Genomic DNA, 23,891 nt, shown 5'->3' with positions numbered 1-23,891 from the left:
CAGTAGCCTGCCTCGATCAGCGGTGAGGCTTCATCCCATAAGGCAGTTCGGAATTGAAGGCCTCCACCCGCTCGATCTTGCCGCCCTTGAAGCGAAACAGTTCCACTACCTGATAGGTGTGCGGATAGGTGCCTTCCGCCCCGCCCACGGCCGGAAAATCCTCGAAGGTGCGATAGACGATCAGCCCGCGCTTTTCGTCCACTGCCAGCACTTCACGGTCGCGCACCTGCTCCAGGCTGCTTAGAACCGGGCCACCGAAGGGCGAGACGCAATCGCCAACTTCCTGCCCGTTCACTGCCCAGCGGCATTCGGTCGAGACATTCGCCGGGGCCTTGCCACCCTTGGTGTTCATCGCCTTGTAGAAGCTCTCCGTCGCGGCTCGCATTGCCTTGGCGCTGGTGCGCTCCGCCGGGGCGAGTTCCGCGAAGGACGTGCCGCCATTGGGTTCCACATAAGGCGCGCCATATTCCTTGCGGCGAACAAGCACATCAATGGAACCGACATTCTTGCCGTCATAGGAAACCGTGAAGGCGCCCCATGCCGGCTGGCCGTGTTCCTCGATCCGGCCGATCCAGACGCCCTTGCCTGCCTTGGCATCGGCGATGACCAGCGGGTTCTGGTCAACGGCGCTGACACCTGCCCAGATCCCCTCGCCCACGCGAATACCCACGCTGTTTTCGGCATAGCCCACTTTGGGCGCCCAGTTCACATCGTGCCACTTGTTACCCGCGAAGCTGGCCACGACCTTCCGGGTCGTCTGGTCCACGCAGGCATCGTCACATTCCGCAGGCTTGGGTGCATAGGTCGGCACCTTGGAATCCGGCCGCCAGAACGGGTTGTTCTTGAAATAGGGAACGTAAGTGAACACCGCCTCGATCCGCTGGATTTCGGCGTTCTTGATGCGGAACGCTTCCAGCAGGGTGATCGAGTTGGGCCATTTGAGCGCAGTCTTCATCTCGCGCCCGTTGGTCAGCAGATAATGGTCCCACTCATTGGCGTGATCGAAGAAGCCCCGGCCCACGGCCACGCCGCGTTCCTCGTCCACGATGAAGAAATCGCGGCGGACGCGCTTGTTGATCTTGTAGAGGCCCAGTTCGAACTGGGCCCGGCAACCGGTAGCGAGCGCGGCGGCGTTTCCGCCTGTCCTGCCCGGCGTGGGCGCAGTGGTGGAAATGCCGTTCTCCAACCGCCCGCAATCGTCCGAAAAGGGCGCGAAGACCTGCCCGTCATTCACTTCCACAGTATCGAAATAGGAATCCGCAATGGCCAGCATGCGCTCGCGCGAGCGGCGCTGTTCGGGCGGCAGGATTTCGTTGAACTCGGGATCGTGAACCATCTTCGTCACGTCGCCAAAAGGTGCAGGAAGGCCGCTCTTGCGGTGGACGACACTTTCCACCTCGTCGATCTTGCCGTCCTTCACATGGATACGCACGGCATAAATCGCGGGCGCACCGTTTTCCTTCACGGAACCGAACCATGCAGCATTGCCGGTCACCTTGTCGGCCACTTCAAGGCCAACCTGATCCACCCCGGTCACCGTCTTCCACAGGCCCTGCCCGATGCTGATCGGGACATTGTTTTCCGTGAACATGACATTCGCCGCGAAAGGCGCCTTGGAAGGGTCCTTGGCAGCCAGCGCTGCCATGTGATCGCGCAGCAGGCCGATCAGACAGTCCCGCTCACAGGAACGGTCCGGCACCGCGCTTTCCTCGCCCGCCGCCTGCGCCAAAGCAGGCGTTGCGGGCAAAAGGGCAGCCGATGCGGCTAATGCCGCCAGCATGGTCCGATGAAAACGCATCCTCAATTCCCCCTGATTATTTCTTGCCTGCGCTGGCGTCCTGATAATCCTCATTCGCACGGGCGATGAGGTAGCTGTGGATCGCCTGCACATCCTCTTCGTTCAGCACATCGGCGAAGCTCGCCATGCCCTTCTCGCGATAGATGCCTTTCAGCACGATATCGTTGAACAGGTCATGCGCTTCCTTGTCCATCCAGCGCAGGTCTTTCACCCCGCCGATCGCGTCTTCGCCGTGGCAGCGCACGCAGGTCTGGGAATAAAGCTCGCGCCCACGCGTCACCTGCGCTTCCGTCGCCGTAAGCCGGGGCGGTGCGGGGATCTGCGATGGCGGCGGCATCGGCGGCAGGGTCACGCCCTTGGCGTCCAGCTTGAACACCAGCAGCTTGGCCGTGGCCGTGCGGAACGGTCCATCCTTGTTGATGTTGTAGACGGGCGACCCGCCCCAGCCGGCATTGATCGCGATATATTGCTCGCCATCGATCATATAGGTGATCGGTCCGGCCACCGGCGCCTGGTCGATATTCATCTCCCACAGCTTCTTGCCATTGTCGGCGCGGTAGATCGCCAGCGTCTTGTTGATGGTGCCCTGCACCAGCAGATTGCCCGCCGTGGAGAGCACGCCGCCCGAACCGGGCATGCCGTAATCCACGCGCCACTTCTCGGTCTGGGTCTTCGGATCCCAGGCGAGGAGATAGCCCTTCTCGTTCGCCACAGCCTCTGCCTGCAGCTTCGCCCGCAATTCCTGTTCGTTGCCATAGGCCTGGCCGGAATTGCTGCGCCCCTTGATGTAGCGATAGGCGCCGTCTTCCGCCCGCGCATAGACGGAACCCTGTTCCTGCGCGGAGAAATACATCAGCCCGGTCAACGGGCTGTAGCTCATCGGATGCCACGTATGCCCGGCCATCCAGCTGGGGCTCATCAGATGCGGTGTAGTGGTATTATGCGCGCCGGGCTGCAGCACCGGGCGGCCGGTCTTCATGTCGATATGGCTGGCCCAGGTGTTGACCGAGACATAGGACTTGCCGGAAATCAGCTCGCCCGTCTCGCGGTCGATCACATAGAAGAAGCCGTTCTTCGGGGCCTGCATCGCAACCTTGCGCTGCTTGCCCTTGATCTTCATGTCGGCCAGCACAATGGGCTGGGTGCAGGTGAAATCCCAATCCTCTTCGGGCACCATCTGATAGTGCCACTTGTATTCGCCTGTGGTCGCGCTCACCGCAACCATGGAGCAGAGGAACAGATTGTCGCCCTTCCCCTCGCTGCGGAAGTGCCACATATGCGGCGCGCCATTGCCGGTGCCGATATAGACCGTATCCAGCTCGGGATCGTAGGCGAAGGCATCCCAGGCATTGCCGCCGGCCCCGGCTTCCCAGAACTTGCCGAACCAGGTCGGCTGGGCAATTTTCATCGCGCTGTCTGAAGCTTCCCCATCCGGGCCCTTGGCCGGATCGGTGGGGACGATGTAGAATTTCCAGAGCTTCTTGCCCGTTTCCGCATCCCATGCGGTGACGAAGCCGCGCGATCCGTAATCCGCGCCGCCATTGCCGATCACCACCTTGCCGTCATAGACGCGCGGCGCGCCGGTGATCGAATATTCCTGCCCTTCCGGGAAGGTCTGGCTGGACCAGATCTGGTGCCCGTCCTTGGCATCGATGGCGATCAGGCGGCCATCCAGCGCGGCGATATAGATCTTGCCGTTCCACGCCGCGATCCCGCGCGCTGAAGGGCCGCAGCAAGCCAGCCGCGCCCATTCCGGGCCGACCTTGGGATCATAGGTCCACAGCTTGCGCCCGGTCTTGCCGTCATAGGCTGTGACGACGTTGTAGATGCTTTCATTATACAGCACCCCGTCCACCACCAGCGGGCTGGCCTGCACGCCGCGATAGGTTTCCAGATCGTCATACCAGGCAAGGCCAAGGCGCTGCACATTGCCATCGTTGATCTGCTTGAGCGGGGAAAAGCGCTGTTCGTCCCACGTGCGGCTGTAGCTCATCCAGTCGCCGACATTGGCAGGCGCATCGGCATGGCGCAGCCGATCGCCATTTACCGGGCCGGCACTGGCCGAAACGCAGCCGGCGAACAGGCCGATGGCGGCCATGGCGCCAATTGTGCGTGAAGCGAAGCGCGAGGCGCCGCATTGGAAATCCAGTATCATCCTCAATCCCGTTCAAGCAGGTTTGAGACATGCTTTGCCGGGCACTGGCGACAAAGTGAAGCCTTGTTAGCATGCAAAACAGATTATGTTGCGCATGCCCCCTTTTCACACCGCCTGCTGCGTATATGGTGCCGCAATTAGGAACCGATCGGTCCAATTCTGGGGGAGAATACTGAAATGACTCGAAGCAGCGCCATGCTTGCGGCCCTGCTCCTTGCCGGTGGCACGGCAATGCCTGCCGCCCTGCATGCGGCCGATGGCACCCCGGCGGACATTCCGATCAACGGCAGCCGCATCTTCCCCGAAAGCATCAGCGCGGACATTGACGGCAATCTTTATGTCGGCAGTTCCAGCGGCACGATTTACCGGGTGGAAAGCGAAGGCAAGACGGCGGAACCCTGGATCGTCCCCAGTGCGGAAAACGGCCTTACTTCGCTGTTCGGCGTGCTGGCAGACGATAATCGCGGGTTGCTGTGGGTGTGCAACAACGCACCCTTTGGCGGCCCTCCCCAGCCCGGCGTGAAATCCGGCATCAAGAGCTTCGACCTGCAGACCGGCGAATTGCTGGGCACTTATGACTTCCCCGGCGACGGCCCTGCCGCCTGCAATGACATCACGATCCAGAACCTGGCTGACCTCTACGTCACGGATACGGCGGGCGGGCGGATCTTCCACCTCGCGCCGGACGGGCAGGAACTGGAGCTTTTCGTGCAAGACCCGGCGCTGGTCGGTGTGGACGGCATTGCCATCTCCGGTGACGGCACGATGTACATCAACAACGTCCGCCAGAACCTCGTCCAGCGGGTCAATCAGAACCCGGATGAAAGCTATGCCGGGCTGACCACCCTCACCCTGTCCGAACCGGTCAGCGGCCCGGACGCCCTGCGCCTGGTGGGCGGCAATCGCTTCCTGCAGGCCGAAGGCTCCGGCAATCGCGTCACTTATGTCGATGTCGATGGCGATACGGCGAAGATCACCCCGATCCGCACCGGGTTGGATTCCTCACCCGGCGTCACGCATGTGGACGGCGTCGCCTACGCCACCGAAGGCAAGATCGCCTATATGTTCGATCCGGCGCTGAAGGACAAAAGCCCCGATCCCTTCATCATCCGCGCCTTCAACCTGCCGGACTGGCCGTGATGCGCGCGCTCGCCATCGCCCTTGCAGGGGCGGCACTCGCCCTCCCCCTGCCTGCCGCCGCGCAGAAGCTGTCCCAGACGCAGATCGACGCCGAGGTCGATGCGCTGACCGCCCGCGTCGAAAAGCTGGAAGGCACGCGCGCCGTAAAGAAGCTGCAGCGCGCCTTTGGCTATTATGTCGACCGCGGCCTGTGGGGTGACGCGGCAGACCTGTTTGCCGATGACGGCACCATCGAGATCGGCATGGACGGCGTCTATGTCGGCAAGGACCGCATCCGTGAATATCTCAAGCGGCTGCATGGCGGGCAGGAAGGGCTGATCTACGGCCAGCTCAATGAATGGGTTACCCTGCAGCCCTCCATCGATGTTGCAAAGGACGGCCGCAGCGCCACTGCCCGCTGGCGCGATCTGGGAATGCTGGGCCAGTACAAGAAGCACGCCGAATGGCGCGACGGCATTTACGAAAACACCTATGAGAAGGGCGCGGACGGGATCTGGCGGATCAAGTCGCTGCATCTCTACGTCAACTTCCTCGCCCCTTACGAAAAGGGCTGGGCGCGGCTGAAACCGGGCGAAGGCCTGGTCCAGTCCGAAGCATCGAAGGCCTATCCGGCGGATCGTCCGCCTACGGCCAGCTACAAGCCCTTCCCCGAAGTTCAGGTGCCGCCGTTCCAGGCGCCCAATCCCGCGACCGGCAAGCCGGTGAAGGGAGGCAAGTGATGCGCGGATTGAAACCCTTGCGGGCACTGGTGCTCGCCACGGCCGCTCTGGCCGCGACCACCCCCGCCCTTGCCCAGAACCAATCCCCGGAAGCCCGCCTTGCTGCCTATCGCGAGCGGGTGGAACGGCTGGAGGATCAGGACGCAGTCGAAAATCTTCAGGCCGATTACGGATATTATTTCGACAAGGGCCTGTGGGACGATGTGGCCGATCTGTTCAGCAAGGATGGCAGCTTCGAATATGGCCAGCGCGGCGTCTATATCGGGCGTGAACGCATCCGCCGTGCGCTGCTGCTGTTCGGCCCGAACGGCCTTGCTCCGGCCCATCTGAACAATCACATGCAGCTGCAAAGCGTGATCGTGGTGGCCAAGGACGGCAAGAGCGCCACCGGCCGCTGGCAGGGCATGGTGATGCTGGGCGAACCCGGCCGCAATGGCGTCTGGGGCGTCGGCATCTATGAAAACCGCTATGTGAAGGAAGCGGGCGTCTGGAAGATTTCCAGCCTGCATTTCTATCCCACCGCGCTGACCGATTACGATCTGGGCTTCATGAAATCGGCCCTGCCGATGGAGGGCATGAGCGCCCTGTTCCCACCGGACAGGCCACCGACGGAAATCTATCGCACGCTGCCGGGCAACTACATTCCGCCCTTCAGCTTCGCTCACCCGGTTACGGGCAAGTCCCTGAAAGACCTGCCGCAGCCGCCTGACGATGTTGTGGGGAGGAAGTGATGAAAATGCGTTTCCTGATTGCCGCAGCGCTGCTTTCAGCCACTGCCTCGCCCGCCTTTGCGCAGGACGCTGGCGCGGAGCAGAAACTCGACCAGCTCGAAGCCCGCATCACGCGGCTGGAAGACCTCAACCAGATCGAAGTGCTCCAGCGCACATACGGCTATTTCGTGGACAAGGGCCAATGGACCCAGCTTTCCGAGCTATTCACGGAGGATGCCACGCTGGAAATCGGCGGCAAGGGCCTGTTCCTGGGCAAGAAACGCGTGCTGGAATATATGCAGACCGCCTTTGGCCCCGATGGCGCCAAGCCGGGCATGCTGGCCAACCACATGCAATTCCAGCCCGTGCCGGACATCTCCGCCGATGGAAAAACCGGCTGGGTCCGCAGCCGCGCCTATGTGATGAGCATCGGCGGCTGGGGCCTGCCTCTGTACGAAAACGAATATCGTAAAGGCGATGACGGTATCTGGCGCATCAGCCGCCTGTCCGGCCCCTTCACCATGTACACCAATTGGGATGGCTGGGGTAAGAACGCCCTCAACAACACCTGGCCGGACAAGTTCGATCCGCCGCCAGACCTGCCGCCTTCCACGGTCTATCTGACCTATCCCGCCTATTACATCGTGCCGTTCCATTATCCCAACCCGGTGACGGGCAAGGCCTTCCAGCCCGATGCGGGCGAAGTGGGCGCCTATCACCGCCCGCCGGGCACGGCGGAACAGGCCGCGTCACTCAAGGTTGGCCGTCTGGTTGACGGAACCCAGCCGATTGCCGAACCGCCCAAGGACTGATTTCGATGCCTTTCCGCAAACGCCTTGCCGCGCAGGTCGCGGGCCTCTTCGCCCTTTTTCTTGCGGTCTTCGCCCTGCAAGTGGGATCGCCTGCCATCGCGCAAGGTCCAGCAAGCCTGTTGGCCAATCCGCCCGCCGATGCCTGGCCGAGCGACGGGCGGGATTACACCGCTCAACGCTATAGCCCGCTCACGCAAATCAATGCCGGGAATGTCAGCAAGCTGGGCCTGGCCTGGTATGCCGATCTCGACACCTATCGCGGGGTGGAAGGCACGCCGATCTATGCCGACGGGGTGCTTTACAACATCCTCGCCTGGAACATCACATCGGCCTACGACGCGAAGACCGGCAAACTGCTGTGGACCTTCGACCCGCAGGTTCCGCGCGAATATGGCCGCTATGCCTGCTGTGAGCCTGTTGCACGCGGGTTGGCCATGTGGAACGGCAAGATCATCATTGCCACGCTGGACGGGCGCGTAATCGGGCTTGATGCCAAGACCGGCAAGCAGATCTGGTCCACCCAGACCTTCAGTCACGACATGCCCTATTCCATCACCGGCGCACCGCGCGTGTTCGATGGCAAGGTGGTGGTCGGCCAGTCCGGCGGCGATCTGGGCGTGCGCGGTTTCGTGATCGCGCTGGATGCCGATACGGGCCAGAAACTGTGGAAGTTCTTCCTGGCCCCCGGCAACCCCGCCAACGGCCCGGATGGCGAGGCTTCGGATTCCATCATGGAGATGGCCCGCAAGACCTGGCACGGCGAATATTGGAAGCTGGGCGGCGGCGCCAATGCGTGGGATTCCATCGCTTACGATCCGGCCAACAAGCTCGTCTTCGTCGGCACCGGCAATGGCTCGCCCCTCTCGCGCTATCACCGCAGCGAGAACAAGGGCGATAATCTGTTCGTCTGCTCCATCGTCGCACTTCATGCCGATACGGGCACCTATGCCTGGCATTACCAGATGGTTCCGGGGGAAGACTGGGATTACACCTGCACTTCCTCGATCATCAGCGCGGACCTGAAGATCGGCGGCAAGATGCGCCAGGTGATCATGCAGGCGCCGAAGAACGGCTTCTTCTATGTGATCGACCGCAAGACCGGCAAACTCATCAGCGCGGAAACGCATGTGAAGGTGAACTGGGCCTTCGGCATCGACAAGAAGACCGGCCGCCCCATCGAGAACCCCGAAACCCGCTATGGCGTGGATCCGGTGCTGGTCTATCCCGGCCCCGGCGGCGCGCATAACTGGTTCCCCATGGCCTTCAGCCCGCGCACCAAGCTGGCCTATTTCCCCTCCTATCAGTCGGGCATGGTCTATGCGCTGGACCCGAACTTCAAGCCGCAGCCCTTCCGCTCCAATGCGGGCTGGGGCGGCTATACGGGCGAAGCCATGCAGAAGCGCATGAAGCTGATGGAACAGGCCAATGCGGACGAGAAGGCTTGGCTGACCGCCTATGACCCTGTGAGGCAGGCAATCGCCTGGCAGGTGCCCCTGCCCCGCCATGGCAATGGCGGCGTATTCGTCACCGCTTCCGATCTGGTCTTCGAAGGCACCACCAAACAGACCTTCGCCGCTTTCGATGCGAAGACTGGCAAGGTCTTGTGGGAATATCCGACGCAGAGCGCGCCCGTTTCCGGCGGGATCACCTATGAGCTGGATGGCGTGCAATATGTCGCCATCAATGCCGGCTGGGGCGGCGGTGCAGCGCAGATCGAGCGTGGCGCCGGCACGGAACTGCCCCGCGCCCCGGCCCGCCTGCTGGTGTTCAAACTGGGCGGAACGCAGCAACTCCCCCCGCTGGCCAAGGCAGAAGCGATCCCCAACCCGCCCCCGCTGCGCGCCAGCGAGGCATCGGTTGCACGCGGGGCAGAGCTGTTCGCCAATACCTGCGCCCTGTGCCACGGCGCCAATGCCAAGGGTGGCGTGAAGGATCTGCGCCACATGACCATGGAAACCCATGGCAAGTTCAACGACATCGTCCTGAAGGGGATTTATCAGGACAAGGGCATGGCCAGCTTCGCCGACATATTGAAGCCCGACGATGTCGAGGCGATCCACAATTACCTGATCGCCCGCGCCAATGAGGATTGGGGCGGCGATTGATCCCGCAACGCCGTGCCCCGGTGCAGCCATGCGCCGGGGCAGGCACTCCAGAGAGGCAAAGCGGCGGGACAGCCATCCCAAAAGCTGTATAGTGTTCCCGACTTCCGTTTACGAACCGGAGCGGCACCGGCTTGTTCGATCTGGCACTACCCTGGCTGAAACTCGCCATCTGCATGGCGCTGATCGGTTTCGCAGGCCCTGCCCTTGCAAAAAATGGCGATAGGATCGCCCAACTGACCGGCCTCTCCCGCTCCTGGATCGGCCTCATCCTCCTCGCTACCGCCACATCCTTGCCCGAACTGTTCACCGGGGTCAGTTCCGTCACCATAGCCGATGCGCCGAATATCGCCGTGGGCGATGCGCTGGGCAGCTGTGTGTTCAACCTGTTGATGCTCGTGCTGCTGGACGAGCTTTCGCGCAGCGAGCCTGTCTATCGCCGGATCGATCAGGGCCATATCCTGACGGCCGGGTTCGGCGTGATCATGATCGGCACGGTCGGTGCCGTCATCCTGCTCAATCACACCGGGCTGGACGTATCGCTCGGCCATGTCAGCATCTACACGCCCTTCCTGGTCTTCCTCTATCTGATCGCCATGCGATCCGCCTTCGATTACCAGAAGCGCGCTATTGCCGCGGCGCATGCAGAGGCATCACTGCCGGGGTTGACGCTGCGTCAGGCCGTGGCGCGCTATGCCGCAGCTTCAGCAATAGTGATCGCGGCCGGGATATGGCTGCCCTTCGTGGGCATCGAGATCGCCGAGACGATGGGCTGGCAAAGGACATTTGTCGGCACCTTGCTGATCGCCGCCACGACATCTGTTCCGGAACTGGTCGTCAGCATCAGCGCGCTGCGTATGGGCGCGGTGGACATGGCAATCGGCAATCTGCTGGGCAGCAATCTGTTCGATGTGCTGGTGCTGGCGATTGACGACATCGCCTATACCAAGGGGCCGTTGCTCTCATCGGTATCGGACGCACATGGCATCACGGTCTTCGCCGCCGTGATCATGTCGGGCATCTTCATTGTCGCCCTGCTGTTCAAGCCGCAGAGCCGCATCCATGGCACGGTGAGCTGGATCAGCCTTTCCCTGCTGCTGGCCTATCTGTTCAGCGCCTATGCGAGCTATCTGCTCGGCTCCTGAGCCTGTCGGCGGGGCCGGGCAGCTTCCGCTTCCCCGATATGCAGTAGCGAGACAGGCCTGCACGATGCCTGCTCCAGGTCGATAGCCGACCCGGCGCCCTCCCTTGACGCCACTGTCACGGCAGGCCGCGGCCCGCCCGTCGTTTCATCCTGCACGCCCCCTCCCCCTCTGCCCTGGCGAGCGGGGCCAGCACATGGCGCCGGAGCCGCATAGAAAAAGGGCGGGGGAAGGTTGCCCTTCCCCCGCCCCTTTCAAGGCATTCTGCCGAGAGGCTTAGTTGCCGACGATTGCGTTCACCGCATTGTTGCCGACCGCAGTGGCGGTGACAGCATTGTTGGTGACCGAGATCGCGCTGCCGGCGATGGCGCCGTAACCGCCGCTCACGCCGTAGGTCACGGTGGTGACAGTGGCGGTGACCGGGCCGGTGTTGGTCTGAACATTGCCCACCGCGACGGACGGGACATTGGTGTTCAGAGCAGCAACCGTGACCGAGTTGGTCGCGGTGTTGCCATAGGCAGCTGCCGAGACGGCATTGCCGATCACGCCAACCGTGGCGTTCGTGACAGCCGGATCGCCCAGGTCTGTGTTCAGAGCGACCACGTAGGTAGCCTGAGTGCTGGTGGCCGAGACGGCACCGCTGTTACCCTGAACGTTCAGCACGGCGGCACGAGCCGAAGTGGAAACGTTCGTCGGGTCAGTTACGGTGTACGCACCGGTGTTCGCCAGCAGGTCGATCTGACCGTAGTTGGCACCTGCCGAGTAGTTCAGCGCGTTGACAGCCGAGTTACCGCGAGCAAGCGAGCTGGTGGTGTTGCTGCCCAGGGTCACGCTGCTGCCGTTGAGGGCAGGAGCCGCCAGAACATCGTCACCAGCAAGGGTCACGCCCGCATTGGTGGTTGCCGAAGCATTCACGTCTGCACTGCTACCCTGGAAGTTGACGATACCCACGCTGGCACCAAGGCTGGAACCGGCGCTTGCATCGGCCACGTTCACCGCACGGTTGGCCGAAGCTTCCGCAGTGGTGGTGTTGCCGGTGATCGTCACCGAACCGTCAACAACGCCATCGGTCGAGAGATACGTACCGTCTTCGTTGTAGAGGATGGTCACAGCTTCCGCGATTGCGGTGGTGTTGGCGATCTGCTGGTTGAGCAGGATGTTGTCGCCACCGCCATACACGTCGCTGTCCACGTCGAGCAGGACATCCCGCGAGATGACGTTCGGATAGACGTTGGTGCCTTCGATGGTCAGGTTGTTGCTGACGTTGTTCACCACAGCCAGGGCCAGGTTCGAGTTGTCCGACATGCTGACGCTGGTGTTGTCCGAAGCAACCGGTGCGTAGATGTGAACATTCGACAGGGCCGAGACTTCCGAAGCGCCGAACTGGTTCGAAGCCAGCACTGCAGCCGCATCGGTGTTGGTGGCAGTCAGTTCAAGTGTGTTGGTTGCCGTATTGGCGACCGCACGCGAGCTCTGGCTGTTACCGTCAACCGTCAGGGTGGAGTCGTCGATCTCGGCGCCTTCCGTCATGTCGATGGCGAAAGTGCCATAGACAGTGCTGGTCAGCTCAGAGTCGCCGGCCATCTGAACGTTGGTGAGCATGTGATCACCATCGGCCGTCGTGTCGAACAGATCGGAAGTGGCAGTGCCCTGGAAGTGATCGCTGCCATCCGGAACCGAGTTGCCGGCGACCTTGACCGTGTTCGCTGCACTGTTGCCAGTGACCGAACCAGCGATCGAATTGCCTTCAACCGAGACGGTCGATGCAGACAGCGAGCTGTCCAGAGCGATCGTCACACCACCATTGTTCGGCGTACGCGGGGTTGCCGGAGTGTCGGCCGTGCCGGGGATCAGCGGAACGTTGAAGCCGGAAACGGTGAAAGTATCGTCGTTACCGACGCCATAACCGCCCGTCCCATTGTCAGTGTTCAGGCTGTTGAACGCAGTCGTATCGACAGTTCCGGTAAGCGTGATCGTGTTCCCACCAACGGTGGCACCGCTCACACCAGCGATGCTGTTCAGATAATCGACTTCACGCTGATTGAAAGTGCCCGAGAAGGTCACCGTGATCGAGCCAGTGATATCGATATTGTTGCCTGACGGGACAAAGGAACCAGCTGAGCTGCTGCCCGACATGCTGGCAGTGTAGCCCGGCGTATCCGGAGTGCCCGGAATGAACGGCGTGCCTTCCGAACCTTCGATCCCGATCAGAGCCTGGATATCAGCTTCCGTCTGCTGGAAGTTCACCAGTGCGCTGGTGGTGGCCAGCGTGTTGCCGCTCAGATCAATCAGGTTGTCCGCACGGTTGCCGGTGGCGCCCGCGGTCAGCAGGTTGTTGTTGCTCACCACTGAAGAGTCAGTGACTTCGTCTTGGATGTAGGTGACGACTTCAAGCGAATAGTCCGGAGCGACGACGCTATCCAGCAGCGAGGCGGTGATCGCACCACCGGCGGACTGGACGTTGTTCACGCTGAAGGAAGCATCCGTGCTGGCTTCAGCGCCATCGAGGATCGCGATGACTTCGGCCGAACCACGAATACCGTTCGGGTACGGGACCGCGTCAGCTTCGGTGTCGATGTTGGTCGAAGTAACGGTCAGACCGTTGCTGGCGCGGTTGCCGTAGGCGAGAGCCTGTCCGACGTTGCCCGAGGTCGAAACGCTCGACTGATCAAGGTAACCGTTGACTTCGGTTTCGGCCAGTTCGTCACCCGAAGCTTCGGCGTAGATCGACGATTCTTCGGTAACGGTCTGTGCGTTCGTGACATTCGCCACGGTGGCGAAGTCAGGCTGGCCAGCCACATCGTCTTCGGTAGCATTAAGCGTACCGACGTTGAGGACAGCCTGATTGTTCGAGTCAGTGCCGTAAGCGGCAGCGACAAGGGTGTTGCTGTCGGTTGTGATATTCGAACCGTTATAGGCGTCATCGTTGATTTCGGTATCGAACGGGCTGTCTTCGTCATAGCCGCGGGCAATGGACGAGATACCGGCCGAGACCGACTGGACATTCAGCACAGCGTAGGCTGCTTCAACATCCGGAGCGACGCTGAAATCGAGCGGGAACTCTTCGAGATAATCAACGGTGACGGTCGAAGCGACAGAGTCGACATCCGACAATACGGTTACGGTCTGCGCATCAACCGAGAGCGCGTTGCCGGCCGATGCGCCATAGGCGATCGAACGCTGCAGGTTGCCGTTGGTTTCGATCGAGCTGGCGTCAACGTCATCAGCTTCAGCATAGATCATCGAGTCGCTGTAGGCGGTGACGGTCGAAGCGTCGGCGACGATCTGCACGTTGGCGATGCCTGCACCGGTGCCGACAGTCGTGCCGGCGAGCGACAGGCCGTTGGAAGCGGAGTCGCCCAGGGCGATAGCTTCAACGGTGTTGCCATTGGCCGAAACCGAGCTGTTGATGGTTTCGTCAGCGCCCGAATCTGCGTAGATTTCGTTGCTTTCGACATTTGCTTCGACATTTGCGCTATACTGGCTCTGCAGGCTGGTGACGAGCACGTTGCCTTCAGCAGATACGTTACCGTCGGGGCCAGTGCCGCCCGTCAGGTTCACGCGATCGTCAGGCAGGCCAAGCGTAGTCGCTTCGAGCGCAACGTTCTGGCTCACCAGGTTGCCGTAAGCAGCCGCAGCCGAGCGGTTGCCGTCAACAGCCAGCGTGCTGTCTTCCATCAGGCCATCGTCATAACCGACGTCAGACGAAATGACCGATTCGTAATTGTTGCTCGACACATCGGTGTAGAGGTTGGTCTGCTGGTTCGAAACAGCGACCGTGCCGTTGAAATAGGCCGAACCATCACCCGACGCGAACGCGCTGCTGGCAGCGTTTCCGCGCGAAGTTGCGCTGATTTCGTTGCCTTCGACCGAAACAGAGCCGGTATCCAGCGCTTCAACGTCGGCGTAGATGTAGCTGTATTCGGCAGTCGCATCGACATTCAGACGATTGCCGTTCGAGGCGCCGACATTGCCCTGGCTGCTGTTGATCACAACGTCAGCTGCCACGGTGCCCGAAACGGTGCCCGAAGCGTAAGCCGTATCCGAAGTGGCAGTGGAAGCATTGCCTTCGAAAGACAGGCCATCGTCCAGAGTGATGCTGTTGCCGGCAACGCCGTTGCTGCCGAGCGCATCGTTACCCGAGGCGGTGGCGGTGAAGGCGTTGTTCGAAACGGACAGGCTGCCGTTCAGCGTGTTGGTGTTGTAGTCGTAGATGTAATCATACGCTTCGATCACGCCATAGATGTCGCCATCGTAATTATAGGCCTGGATGACGCCGTTGCCCGAGGTGTCCACGTTCGTCTGACCATTGCTCAGAACGAGGCTGCCTTCGAATTCCGGTGCACCACCCGACTGGACGTTGATAGCCGAAGTCGAGCTGTTGCCCTTGGCGTTGGCGGCGATGGTATTGTCTTCGACTGCAGGAGCAGAGGTGACGGTGTTGTCGTCTGTGCTCATCAGTTCCAGGTAGATGTTGTTATCAATGACGTCAGTGGTGATATTCGGATCACCATTGATCTGAATGGTGCTGGCAACCACGCTGCCTTCGGCGTTCAGCCATTCAGGCACGAGGCCGGAATCGATGCTGGAGCTGCCGGCAACGGTCGAGCTATAGGTGTTCGGCACGGTGCCTTCGAGGGTGGTGCTGCCGGAGTTGCCGGTTGCGCGACCTTCAATGTCATTGCCGGTTACAGCGACACTGCCGGTCTGGAAATTGTTGATCGAGACCGCGATGTCGTTGTCATAGATGTCGGTCGCGATGACGCCGGTGTTGGTTTCCAGGCCGAGCGAAGCCGAACCGTCCCAAAGGTCGTTTTCAAGCAGCGACAGATCGATTTCGTTGTCGAACGAGTTACCGATCGCAACGCCGAGAATGTCGTTACCATCGACCGTAACGGAAGAGGTCGTGGTGCCGGTTTCTTCCAGACCGACGCCGCCAGTGGTTCCATTGATCGTTGCAGTGATGGTCGCCACGTTGTCGAGCACGGCGCTGATCACGTCCTCGCCGCTCACGTTGGTGATCACGTCGCTGAGATCCGGCCCAACCGGCTGAACCACGGTATCGGCAGCCTGCGCGCCGGCTGCCATCATAGTGGCGACCATCGCAGTGCCAACCGTTGCCAGTAATTGGTTACGGCCCTTATCGGTAATCTTAGTCATCATATGCCCCTTTCAACAAAATCAACGAATCTGACCAAAGGCAGACCCACAATCGTTCAAACGAAATTCAAATTCCGAAATATTTCTTGTTAAAATTTCACGAACCCGAACGATTATCCCTGTTTCTTTTCAATTTCACTTCACAGCGCGTCAGCCGCCAATACGAAGCCTCACCAGTTCCTGCATGCCAGGACCATCGCGGTGGATCGAAGTATCCGAAGGTGCCGGGCGCCAGATGATGCTCACGGCCGCAGGAGCGATGCCCCGGCTCGCCAGCGCACTGGTAATCGCAGCAACGCGCTGATCGGACAGCGCATCGCGCTTGCCCGGATCGAAGTTTTCCGTGTCGCGCGAGACGAGCAGTACGTTCACGCCGCCCTGCTTCGCGGCAGCCGCAATCTGGTCGATACGCGAGAGCGCTTCACCGCCAAGCTGCGCAGAACCGAATTCGAATCCGATGCTGACGTCCGAACCGCTCGCGGAAGCAACCGCATTGCCGCCGCTGTTCACAGGCTGGCCGCCGGACTTCACCACCGGCGCCGGTGCACCGAAGCCGCTTGCAGGATTAGCTACAACGCGCAGCTTCTCTGCCGGAGTGACGGCAATGCGACCACCGACCTGCACAGCCTTGCAAGGCTCGTAATCGACATTCGTGACTGCGGAGATCAGGCGGACAACGCCTTCTTCCAGCGCGGCGCGAACACCCAGCTGCATCGGTTCCTGACCACGCGCACCGACATTGATGTCGAACAGATCATTGTCGAAGAAGCGGAAGACGTTGAAGCCGACTTCGTAGCCGGTGAACTGCTTGGCGAGACTGACCGTCTTCACCACTTCCAGCGTCCTGGTGTCGACGATACGAAGATCGATCGCCACCTGCTGGCTGTAGGTGCGACCCTTGCCGCCGATCTGGTTCACGCCGGCCTCGAACCCACCTGAGCGGATATCGTAGTTCACTTCAGTGATACCGCCGACGATGAAATAGTCAGACTGCTGGATGGTGCCGCCGAAATAGGGAATCCACGGAACCTTCTGCTTGCCATTAGGCCCGTCGAGATCATGGATTTCGCCATCGCCGAGCTGGCGACGGTCGGTATAACCCAGCTCGCGTTCCGCAATCGAGGGATCGAAGCGTTCCGCGATGCGCACTGCGCCCGAAAGCTTGCCCAGCGCCGAATAGACCATCAGCGCGCCGCCCTGCGTCAGGGCGTTACCTTCGTTCAGCGAATACTTGCCGGTAAAATCCTTCACGTCGCCCACGCCGACCACGACTGGCGCCATACCCGTGGAAGCCACATGATCCGCAAAGCAGGCCAGCACGCCTTCCATCGGCGTCACGTTGTCGCGAACCGGAGGACCAATGACGAGAGGGAGTTCACCCGGCGCAACCGACTGCGCTTCGGGAGTGGTACAACCGGCAAGCGTCACCGACACAGCCAGCACCGACACCAGAGACAAAGTCCGAAGACGCTTACCCCGCCCCACGGGAAGCCTGAAGCTCATGCTTGATCCTCTCTCAGTCTCAGTTCAGCACGTTTGCGAAATGACAAGCCGTGCTGCCATTGACGGTCGCGGTCTGATCGCCGCTGTTTGTCTGGGTTGAGTTCAGCGCCTGATTTGGCGAACCGCTCACATGGGCGGAAGTCGAACCATCGACCGAAGAACCGACGCTGCCGCTGTTGTTCTGATCGCTGTTCGTGTCCGTATCGCCACGCCAGCCGTCAATGTCGGTGGAATTGTTGTTGCCTGTCGAACTGGCCGTAGAACCGGACGTAGTCGGCGAGTTGGCAAGATTGGTATTCGTGCCTTCATTGCCCGTCGCGGTGGCCGCAACATTGCAATTGTACTGCCGATCAATGTTGGTGATGTAGGTCGGAGGAGCGTAATAACCGCTGCGCTTCTTCTCCATCAGGTCAAGAATGGCCGCCTGATTGACCTTGTCTGCAGTTGTCTGGAACTGCTAGGCGTAATTCTCGCCAACATTGTTCGCGCCAGCCGTAGAGCCAAGGCTCGCGAGCACGAACACACTCGAAAAAGCGAGTAGACGCTTCATGAAAACCCCCAAAACAACGCTCCAGCACTACTGCTCTTGCTCCACTTGCTAAGCCAAGTGAGGCGACGTGTGAACTGACAATTGGTGCGAACCGAAGGCTCGCATTAACCATGAAAGTTTACCAGAGGTCAAGCGTCGTGTTGACGCTTTTCCGCCAGTGAAACCGGAAAAAAACCAATTATCTCTTATTCTTGGAGACCCGTTGCGCTTCCCTTAGGCGCGAATTTGGACAGTTCCAAGTCGTTTCTCAGCGAAATTTTCACTGCCGACTCACCCCGCCTTTCACCACTGCCGGCAAGGCTGGACCCCGTAAAAACCCTGATTCAGGGTTACTTACGCGTTACTTTGCGTCCGAAAGCGCGATACCGCACTCGCGGCAGAATCGTGAGGATGCTTCGTAAAGTGTGCCGCAAGACCCACAGATGCCAGCCTCGCTCGGCGGAGCCGCCTCCACTTCCGGTTCAAACGCGCCTTCTTTCCTGGGAGGCTCGCCGAGCAGGCAATCGATGAGCGCAAGAACGTCTCCCGGTCGGGCAGAACGAAGCGACAGGGACGGCTCGCTATTCCCATCGGTGTCGCTCCACGCGCCGAGCAGGACACTGCCGGGGCCATGAAGCAGCATTATCTGATCGACGACGACGGCTTCGCCCGCACGGTGTGCCGTCTGTATGACCGTGATTGCACTGCGCGAGGCAAGCAAATCAGCCAGGGCAGCACCTTCCACCGTCAGGCTGCCACCAGGATAAGCATGCCCCTGTGCCACCAGCCCTTCCAGCCCGGCGGCCAAGGTTACTTCGTCGCACGCAGAGAGTAATTCCGGCCCGCCCGCAGCGATCGCAAAGCGCGACAGAAGCGAGCCCGGATCGGGCCGTGCATACTCCCGCGCGACAATCGCTTCCAGTTCACCAAGGGCAGCGGGCGCGGCCGCCCCTTCCCCGGCATCTTCACAGCCGTCGAGCCGGGCTTGCAGCCCGGCTTTCCTGGCCTTCTGGATTCGGGCAAGGAGATGGACGAGTTCGCGCTTGGGCAGGTCCATTGCCAGTTCCATCGCTGGATCGGGCAGGAACGTGACGCCCAGCACTTCGTCAACCAATGCCAGCGCCTGTTCGCGCTCGCCGATTATCGCCAAGTCCCAGCATTCCGGCTCAGGCCGGGCGAAGGCCACCCACTGCCCACCATCGCGGCTTGCCAGTCTTACCTCCAGCGCGGTGAAGCTGCCTTCTGCAATACAGAGGAAACGCATCGAAATGCCCGGCTGAGCCAATGTCTCGAATATAAGGCGCGCCGACGGATCGAGTTCTCCGTCCACCCCTGCCAGCACCTCTGGCAAAATCCCGCCGGCCCCGGGAAGACCGGAGAGGAAATCCGACAGCGCGGGAATTGCCCCAGCGGCGGCAAAGCCTTCAGACATTTGCGCCGGGGACAGCCGGAAGCGGCGAGGCTGCATTTCAGTGCGTCCCGTTCGCGCAGAGGAACTCGTTCTTCCAGCGCCGGAAACTCACCTCACCGGGCCTTGTCCTGCGAACCGGGAATTGATCCCCGTCCGCGTGGCGCTCCAGTCCGCCAGCAGCGCCATCGTGCAGGCGCAGGACATCCCTGAGGCTGACGAGCGAACCGCGCCACAGGCCGAGATCAAGCGCACCATCATCTGCCAAGTCGCCCGGCGCGACATCGAACATTTCCGCCAGCACGGTTCCTTCGATCACGAGGCCGGGCATGAAGTCCGCCGCGTGGCTGCCGCTGCGGCGGGCGAAACCGGCCCAGCCCTGATCGGCAGCAAACGGAGCCACCGTTGCCACCGGAATCAGTGCCTGCAATGCCGCTGCCGCCGCGCCGCGCCGGGCGCCGCACCACCAGCGGGATGCCTCGACAGTCGGGCTGCGCAGCTCCAGTTCCGGCAGATGCGGCAATTCCTCGTGCAGTTCGAGCACAAGCTGCCCACCGCAGGTGGTGCAGAAACGCACGCCTTCACGGTTCTCCGCTCCGCAAGTGCCGCAGCGCTGCATGAGTTTGCCTGTGCCCCTTTGCCCCATGTGCAGATCGCCCCATGTGAAAGCGAGTGCCTGCCCCGATCTGACCTGCGCTGTAAATCGCAAACCACATCACCGACAAGTCGCATCATGGCTGGAAATGGCCGGAGCGACCGGTTAGGCACCGCCCGGGGAAGGAGATGCAATGGGAATTTGTGCATCTTGCGGCAATACGATCCTGGCCAATGACCGCTTTTGCGGTGAATGCGGCGCACCGATTGCGGATGCGGCCGATCCGGTTCGCCTGCCCGCGCTGGTTAGCGCCCGGAGACGACGCCGGCGCATCCTGATCACGCTTGGCGTGATGACCGGCCTGATCGCGCTTGGTGGCGGCGCTTTCCTTTTGTTTGCGCAGCAATCCCGACAGGGCAAGGTAATCCGCATCGCCCTGGGCGACTTCGTGCCGGACTTTTCAGCCGAGCCAGAGCCGAGCGAAACGCCCACGCCCGACGCTAGCGAAACCCCGGACGCCACGGAAACGCCAAGCCCCGCCACAAGCGAAACACCAAGCGCAGCCCCCACCGCCGCCAGCGACGACCGCCCTGCCCTGCAGACGGCGATCATGCCAGGCAACTGGACCTTCACCACCGTGCTGACAAACGTGAGCAAGGTGGATGCATCGGACACCAGCTTCCAGCTCAACCGGCAGGGCCTTGGCCGCAGCGAGACATGGTCGCAATGCGTCAGCCCCGAAGTAGCTGCCCAGCCGCGTTCGACGGCGTTTCCCTTCCGCCCCTCCATGGGGTGTCGTCCCGGCAGCTATGCCATTGCGGGGGGATCGTATCGCGCAAGCATGACCTGCAACTTCCCGCAGAATGGCGGGGCCCGGCCGGTCGAGGCCAATGGCAGCTACACTGCCGATACGGCGGCGATCACGGCGCGGGTGCGCGTTCCCGCACAGGTAGTGAGCGGGGATTTCGCAAAAGTGCCCGAGGTCTATCTGGACTATCGCCTCACGGCAGCGCGGACCGGCCCCTGCAATTGACGGCGAACGCGGCAGGGCCAGACAGAGTCATCTTGCCCTCAAAAGCCCTCTTCGCCTAGCAGGTGCCCAACGACAGTTCGGGAGGGTTCTTCATGTTTCGCATCTTGACCGGCCGCAGCGCCATGGCGCTGGGCGTTTCGGCTTTTGCCGTGGCTGCTGGGACATTCTCGCTCGCGCCTAGCACACCTGCCGCTGAAACAACCTTCGAAAGCCAGACCCAGCAGGGCCACGAGGCCTATGCCAGCGATTGCGCGGCATGCCACGGCACCACCATGGACAATGGCGCCTTCGCCCCCGCGCTGAAGGGCGCGTCGTTCCAAGCCAAGTGGGGCGATGCCGGAGCGGACAAGCTGTATGATTATATTCGCAGCTCCATGCCGCCGGGCAACGCGGGCGGCCTGCCTGACGAAACTTATGCCGCCATCGTGGCCTCCATCCTTGCCGAAAACGGGGTCAAGCTGGACACGCCGCTGCGGCCCGATCCGGCGCAGTTGGCCAGCGTGATGGTGCCCAAGCCCGCCAATCCCGACGCGGCGGATTCCGGCTTCGGTGGCGTCACCACGCGGCGCCCGATTCCCGAATGGCCCGCAAAGCCTGACCGGTTCGCCAATTTCACTCCCGTCACCGATGCCATGCTGAACGCGCCTGCGGGCGAGAACTGGCTGGCATGGCGCGGCAGCCATACCGGGCAGGGCTTCTCCCCGCTGAAGCAAATCGACGCGGGCAATGTGCAGAACCTCACCGTCGCATGGGCGCAGTCGCTTCCGGCAGGCCCGAACATGGCCGAGCCGCTGGTGCGCGACGGGGTGATGTATGCCTATGGCTATGGCGACGAGGTCTTCGCCCTCGATGCCACCAATGGCGATCTGCTGTGGCGCTACAAGCGCCAGCATGCCACCCCGCCCGCCATCTCCAAGAAGACCATCTCGCTCTATGGCGACAAGGTGCTGCTGGCCACGGGCGACCTGCATATGGTGGCGCTGGATGCGCGCACCGGGCGACCGGTGTGGGACGTGGCGATCACCGACAAGCCCGGCTTCCGCATCCCCGGCGGGCCTCTCGCCGCCGATGGCGTAGTGATGATCGGCATGGCCACGCAGGAAGCGGGCGGCGGCCAGATCGACGGGTTCGACATAGAGACGGGCAAGCATTTGTGGACCTTCCACACCGTTGCCCGCCCCGGCACGCCTGCCGGGGATACGTGGAACGGCCTGCCGCTGGACAAGCGCCATGGCGGCTCGGTCTGGACTTCCGGTTCCTACGACGCGGAAAACAAGCTGGCCCTGTGGGGCGTCGCCCAGACTTACGACACTGCCCCGCTGCGCGATCGCAAGCCGGGCATGAACAATGACGGCCTCTATAACGACGCCACTCTGGCGCTGAACCCGCGCACGGGCGAGTTGGTCTGGTATTTCCAGCACATGAAGAACGACCAGTGGGATCTCGACTGGGTGTTCGACCGGGTGATCGGCACGCTGGAACGAGGCGGCAAGCAACAGCGCGTAGTGATGACGGCGGGCAAGATCGGCCTGTTCGACACGGTGGACGCCAAGACCGGCAAGTACCTCTCCACACTGGACATGGGCATTCAGGATATCGTGACCAAGGTCGATCCCAAGACGGGCGACAAGATCTACGATCCCGCGAAAATCCCCGATGGCGGCGCGCCCTTCTTCGCCTGCCCCAATGGCGGCGGCGGCCGTAACTGGAGCCCCACGGCCTTCAATCAGGGCACCGGCCATCTGTTCGTGAACGCGCGGGATGTCTGCATGGACATCGTGCCCGCCAAGCCCGGCTTCCTGACCACGGGCATCAACATGCGCTATGCCCCGCCGGAAAACAGCGACGGGCGCTATGGCATGCTTCAGGCGCTCGACATGCAGAACCAGAAGATCGCCTGGACCGTGCACCAGCGCGCGCCCTATTCGATGGGTGTGCTGGCAACGGCAGGCGGGTTGCTGTTCACCGGATCGGTCGACCGCCAGTTCATCGCCTACGATCAGGGCAGCGGAAAGGTGCTGTGGCGCACGGGCGTGACGGACGTGCCCAATGCCTCGCCCATTTCCTATTCGGTGGACGGCAAGCAATATATCGCCATCGTCACCGGGCGCGGCAATCCGCTGTCCTTCGGCCTCGGCGCGCTGACGCCGGAAATCCAGATGCCGCCGGTCAACAGCTCGGCGATCTATGTCTACGCCCTTCCCGAACAGGAGAAGTAAGCCCCATGTCCCGCCCCCCGCTTCCGCCCTTTACCGAGGAAAGTGCCCGCCAGAAGGTGCGGCTGGCCGAAGATGGCTGGAACAGCCGCGATGCCGCCAAGGTGGCGCTGGCCTATACCGAAGACACCGCCTGGCGAAACCGCGTGGAATTTCCGCGCGGGCGGGATCAGGCGGAGGCCTTCCTTGCCCGCAAATGGGCGAAGGAACTGGATTACCGGCTGATCAAGGAATTGTGGGCCTTCACCGGCAATCGCATCGCGGTGCGCTATGCCTATGAATATCACGACGACAGCGGCAACTGGTTCCGCGCCTATGGCAACGAGAACTGGGAATTCGACGCGGACGGCCTGATGAGCAATCGCCACGCCAGCATCAACGAAATGCCTATCCGCGAGGAAGACCGCCTGTTCCACTGGCCGCTGGGCCGCAGGCCGGACGATCATCCCGGGCTTTCGGAACTGGGGCTGTAAGAGCGCCTTTTTCGTCGTCCCGGACTTGATCCGGAACCGCTGCGATCCGGGCGCCAAGACGCCAGCGATCCCGGCCTCCGCCGGGATGACGCCCCTTCCTTTCGTCATTGCGAGCGCAGCGACGCAATCCACTGCCTCCGCGCAGGCTCTGGATTGCTTCGGAACCTTCGGCTCCTCGCAATGACGAAGTAGGCAGACACACCCATCCTCCGCTGGCGAATGCGGAATAACGCCGGAAGGGAAAACCAGTCGGACGGGTCCGGGCCGGTGTTTCGGGGCGCCCGCATGGGAGCCCGGTGACGCGGTTTTGTCTGCGAATGGCGGGTAAAGTCCGCGAGAACTCACCGCTCGGCCCTTTCCGGCTCAGACGGGGGCAGCGAAGGGCTCGCAAGTGAG

General features: G+C 61.8%; 16 protein-coding genes. 9 read left to right on the top strand and 7 right to left on the bottom strand.

Going from position 1 to position 23,891, the window contains the following annotated elements:
• Nucleotides 1–16 precede the first annotated feature (16 nt).
• Nucleotides 17–1,798: a hypothetical protein gene (locus SZ64_RS01770; RefSeq protein WP_054529258.1), complete on the bottom strand. Its 1,782-nt coding sequence runs from the start codon at nucleotides 1,796–1,798 to the stop codon at nucleotides 17–19.
• 16 nt (nucleotides 1,799–1,814) lie between these two features.
• Nucleotides 1,815–3,953, bottom strand: coding sequence for a PQQ-dependent dehydrogenase, methanol/ethanol family (locus tag SZ64_RS01765; RefSeq protein ID WP_054529257.1), 2,139 nt, complete (start codon nucleotides 3,951–3,953; stop codon nucleotides 1,815–1,817).
• 177 nt (nucleotides 3,954–4,130) lie between these two features.
• Here SZ64_RS01765 and SZ64_RS01760 point away from each other — a divergent pair, with 177 nt between their 5' ends.
• The 6 genes from SZ64_RS01760 to SZ64_RS01735 all read left to right on the top strand — a co-directional run bounded on the left by SZ64_RS01760 (nucleotide 4,131) and on the right by SZ64_RS01735 (nucleotide 10,581).
• On the top strand, nucleotides 4,131–5,093 hold the full coding sequence (locus SZ64_RS01760; protein ID WP_156313427.1) for a hypothetical protein: 963 nt from the start codon (nucleotides 4,131–4,133) through the stop codon (nucleotides 5,091–5,093).
• Nucleotides 5,093–5,812: a nuclear transport factor 2 family protein gene (locus SZ64_RS01755; protein ID WP_054529255.1), complete on the top strand. Its 720-nt coding sequence runs from the start codon at nucleotides 5,093–5,095 to the stop codon at nucleotides 5,810–5,812. Before SZ64_RS01760 ends, SZ64_RS01755 begins: the two co-directional genes overlap by 1 nt.
• Entirely contained in the window at nucleotides 5,812–6,543 is a 732-nt protein-coding gene (locus tag SZ64_RS01750) for a nuclear transport factor 2 family protein (protein WP_054529254.1), read from the top strand. Before SZ64_RS01755 ends, SZ64_RS01750 begins: the two co-directional genes overlap by 1 nt.
• Nucleotides 6,543–7,334 (top strand): nuclear transport factor 2 family protein, encoded by a 792-nt coding sequence (locus SZ64_RS01745; RefSeq protein ID WP_054529253.1) that lies wholly within the window; start codon nucleotides 6,543–6,545, stop codon nucleotides 7,332–7,334. The genes SZ64_RS01750 and SZ64_RS01745 overlap by 1 nt, the downstream gene beginning before the upstream one ends.
• A 5-nt stretch (nucleotides 7,335–7,339) precedes the next feature.
• On the top strand, nucleotides 7,340–9,439 hold the full coding sequence (locus SZ64_RS01740; protein WP_054529252.1) for a PQQ-dependent dehydrogenase, methanol/ethanol family: 2,100 nt from the start codon (nucleotides 7,340–7,342) through the stop codon (nucleotides 9,437–9,439).
• A gap of 131 nt (nucleotides 9,440–9,570) precedes the next feature.
• Nucleotides 9,571–10,581, top strand: a complete 1,011-nt coding sequence (locus SZ64_RS01735; RefSeq protein WP_082384391.1) for a cation transporter — start codon at nucleotides 9,571–9,573, stop codon at nucleotides 10,579–10,581.
• A gap of 273 nt (nucleotides 10,582–10,854) precedes the next feature.
• On the opposite strand, the gene SZ64_RS01730 is transcribed toward SZ64_RS01735, so the two are convergent.
• The 5 genes from SZ64_RS01730 to SZ64_RS01710 all read right to left on the bottom strand — a co-directional run bounded on the left by SZ64_RS01730 (nucleotide 10,855) and on the right by SZ64_RS01710 (nucleotide 19,797).
• Entirely contained in the window at nucleotides 10,855–15,741 is a 4,887-nt protein-coding gene (locus SZ64_RS01730; protein ID WP_156313425.1) for an S-layer family protein, read from the bottom strand.
• Nucleotides 15,742–15,888: 147 nt separating this feature from the next.
• On the bottom strand, nucleotides 15,889–17,241 hold the full coding sequence (locus SZ64_RS01725) for a CsgG/HfaB family protein (RefSeq protein WP_054529250.1): 1,353 nt from the start codon (nucleotides 17,239–17,241) through the stop codon (nucleotides 15,889–15,891).
• Nucleotides 17,242–17,260: 19 nt separating this feature from the next.
• Nucleotides 17,261–17,647, bottom strand: a complete 387-nt coding sequence (locus SZ64_RS01720) for a hypothetical protein (RefSeq protein ID WP_199797064.1) — start codon at nucleotides 17,645–17,647, stop codon at nucleotides 17,261–17,263.
• A 484-nt stretch (nucleotides 17,648–18,131) separates the two neighbouring features.
• Nucleotides 18,132–19,202, bottom strand: coding sequence for a hypothetical protein (locus tag SZ64_RS01715; protein ID WP_054529249.1), 1,071 nt, complete (start codon nucleotides 19,200–19,202; stop codon nucleotides 18,132–18,134).
• 37 nt (nucleotides 19,203–19,239) lie between these two features.
• Nucleotides 19,240–19,797 (bottom strand): zinc ribbon domain-containing protein, encoded by a 558-nt coding sequence (locus SZ64_RS01710; protein ID WP_054529248.1) that lies wholly within the window; start codon nucleotides 19,795–19,797, stop codon nucleotides 19,240–19,242.
• 169 nt (nucleotides 19,798–19,966) lie between these two features.
• Between SZ64_RS01710 and SZ64_RS01705 the strand changes: the two genes are divergently transcribed.
• The 3 genes from SZ64_RS01705 to SZ64_RS01695 all read left to right on the top strand — a co-directional run bounded on the left by SZ64_RS01705 (nucleotide 19,967) and on the right by SZ64_RS01695 (nucleotide 23,495).
• Nucleotides 19,967–20,806 carry a DUF3617 family protein gene (locus SZ64_RS01705; protein WP_054529247.1) on the top strand — a complete coding sequence of 280 codons (840 nt, stop codon included), beginning with the start codon at nucleotides 19,967–19,969 and terminating at the stop codon, nucleotides 20,804–20,806.
• A gap of 92 nt (nucleotides 20,807–20,898) precedes the next feature.
• Nucleotides 20,899–23,025: a PQQ-binding-like beta-propeller repeat protein gene (locus SZ64_RS01700; protein WP_054529246.1), complete on the top strand. Its 2,127-nt coding sequence runs from the start codon at nucleotides 20,899–20,901 to the stop codon at nucleotides 23,023–23,025.
• 5 nt (nucleotides 23,026–23,030) lie between these two features.
• Complete coding sequence (locus SZ64_RS01695) at nucleotides 23,031–23,495, top strand: nuclear transport factor 2 family protein (protein ID WP_054529245.1); 465 nt, start codon at nucleotides 23,031–23,033, stop codon at nucleotides 23,493–23,495.
• Nucleotides 23,496–23,891 lie beyond the last annotated feature (396 nt).

The sequence above is a fragment of the Erythrobacter sp. SG61-1L genome, assembly GCF_001305965.1.
Lineage (GTDB): Bacteria > Pseudomonadota > Alphaproteobacteria > Sphingomonadales > Sphingomonadaceae > Andeanibacterium.
Note: the sequence above shows the minus strand (reverse complement) of the source record. Positions and strands in the feature narration are given on the sequence as shown.

Coding starts and splice junctions, on each gene's coding strand:
- SZ64_RS01770 (WP_054529258.1), bottom strand. CDS start 1,798: ATGCGTTTTCATCGGACCATGCTGGCGGCATTAGCCGCATCGGCTGCC.
- SZ64_RS01720 (WP_199797064.1), bottom strand. CDS start 17,647: ATGGAGAAGAAGCGCAGCGGTTATTACGCTCCTCCGACCTACATCACC.
- SZ64_RS01700 (WP_054529246.1), top strand. CDS start 20,899: ATGTTTCGCATCTTGACCGGCCGCAGCGCCATGGCGCTGGGCGTTTCG.
- SZ64_RS01740 (WP_054529252.1), top strand. CDS start 7,340: ATGCCTTTCCGCAAACGCCTTGCCGCGCAGGTCGCGGGCCTCTTCGCC.
- SZ64_RS01765 (WP_054529257.1), bottom strand. CDS start 3,953: ATGATACTGGATTTCCAATGCGGCGCCTCGCGCTTCGCTTCACGCACA.
- SZ64_RS01710 (WP_054529248.1), bottom strand. CDS start 19,797: ATGCAGCGCTGCGGCACTTGCGGAGCGGAGAACCGTGAAGGCGTGCGT.
- SZ64_RS01745 (WP_054529253.1), top strand. CDS start 6,543: ATGAAAATGCGTTTCCTGATTGCCGCAGCGCTGCTTTCAGCCACTGCC.
- SZ64_RS01750 (WP_054529254.1), top strand. CDS start 5,812: ATGCGCGGATTGAAACCCTTGCGGGCACTGGTGCTCGCCACGGCCGCT.
- SZ64_RS01760 (WP_156313427.1), top strand. CDS start 4,131: ATGACTCGAAGCAGCGCCATGCTTGCGGCCCTGCTCCTTGCCGGTGGC.
- SZ64_RS01725 (WP_054529250.1), bottom strand. CDS start 17,241: ATGAGCTTCAGGCTTCCCGTGGGGCGGGGTAAGCGTCTTCGGACTTTG.
- SZ64_RS01715 (WP_054529249.1), bottom strand. CDS start 19,202: ATGTCTGAAGGCTTTGCCGCCGCTGGGGCAATTCCCGCGCTGTCGGAT.
- SZ64_RS01705 (WP_054529247.1), top strand. CDS start 19,967: ATGGGAATTTGTGCATCTTGCGGCAATACGATCCTGGCCAATGACCGC.
- SZ64_RS01755 (WP_054529255.1), top strand. CDS start 5,093: ATGCGCGCGCTCGCCATCGCCCTTGCAGGGGCGGCACTCGCCCTCCCC.
- SZ64_RS01695 (WP_054529245.1), top strand. CDS start 23,031: ATGTCCCGCCCCCCGCTTCCGCCCTTTACCGAGGAAAGTGCCCGCCAG.
- SZ64_RS01730 (WP_156313425.1), bottom strand. CDS start 15,741: ATGATGACTAAGATTACCGATAAGGGCCGTAACCAATTACTGGCAACG.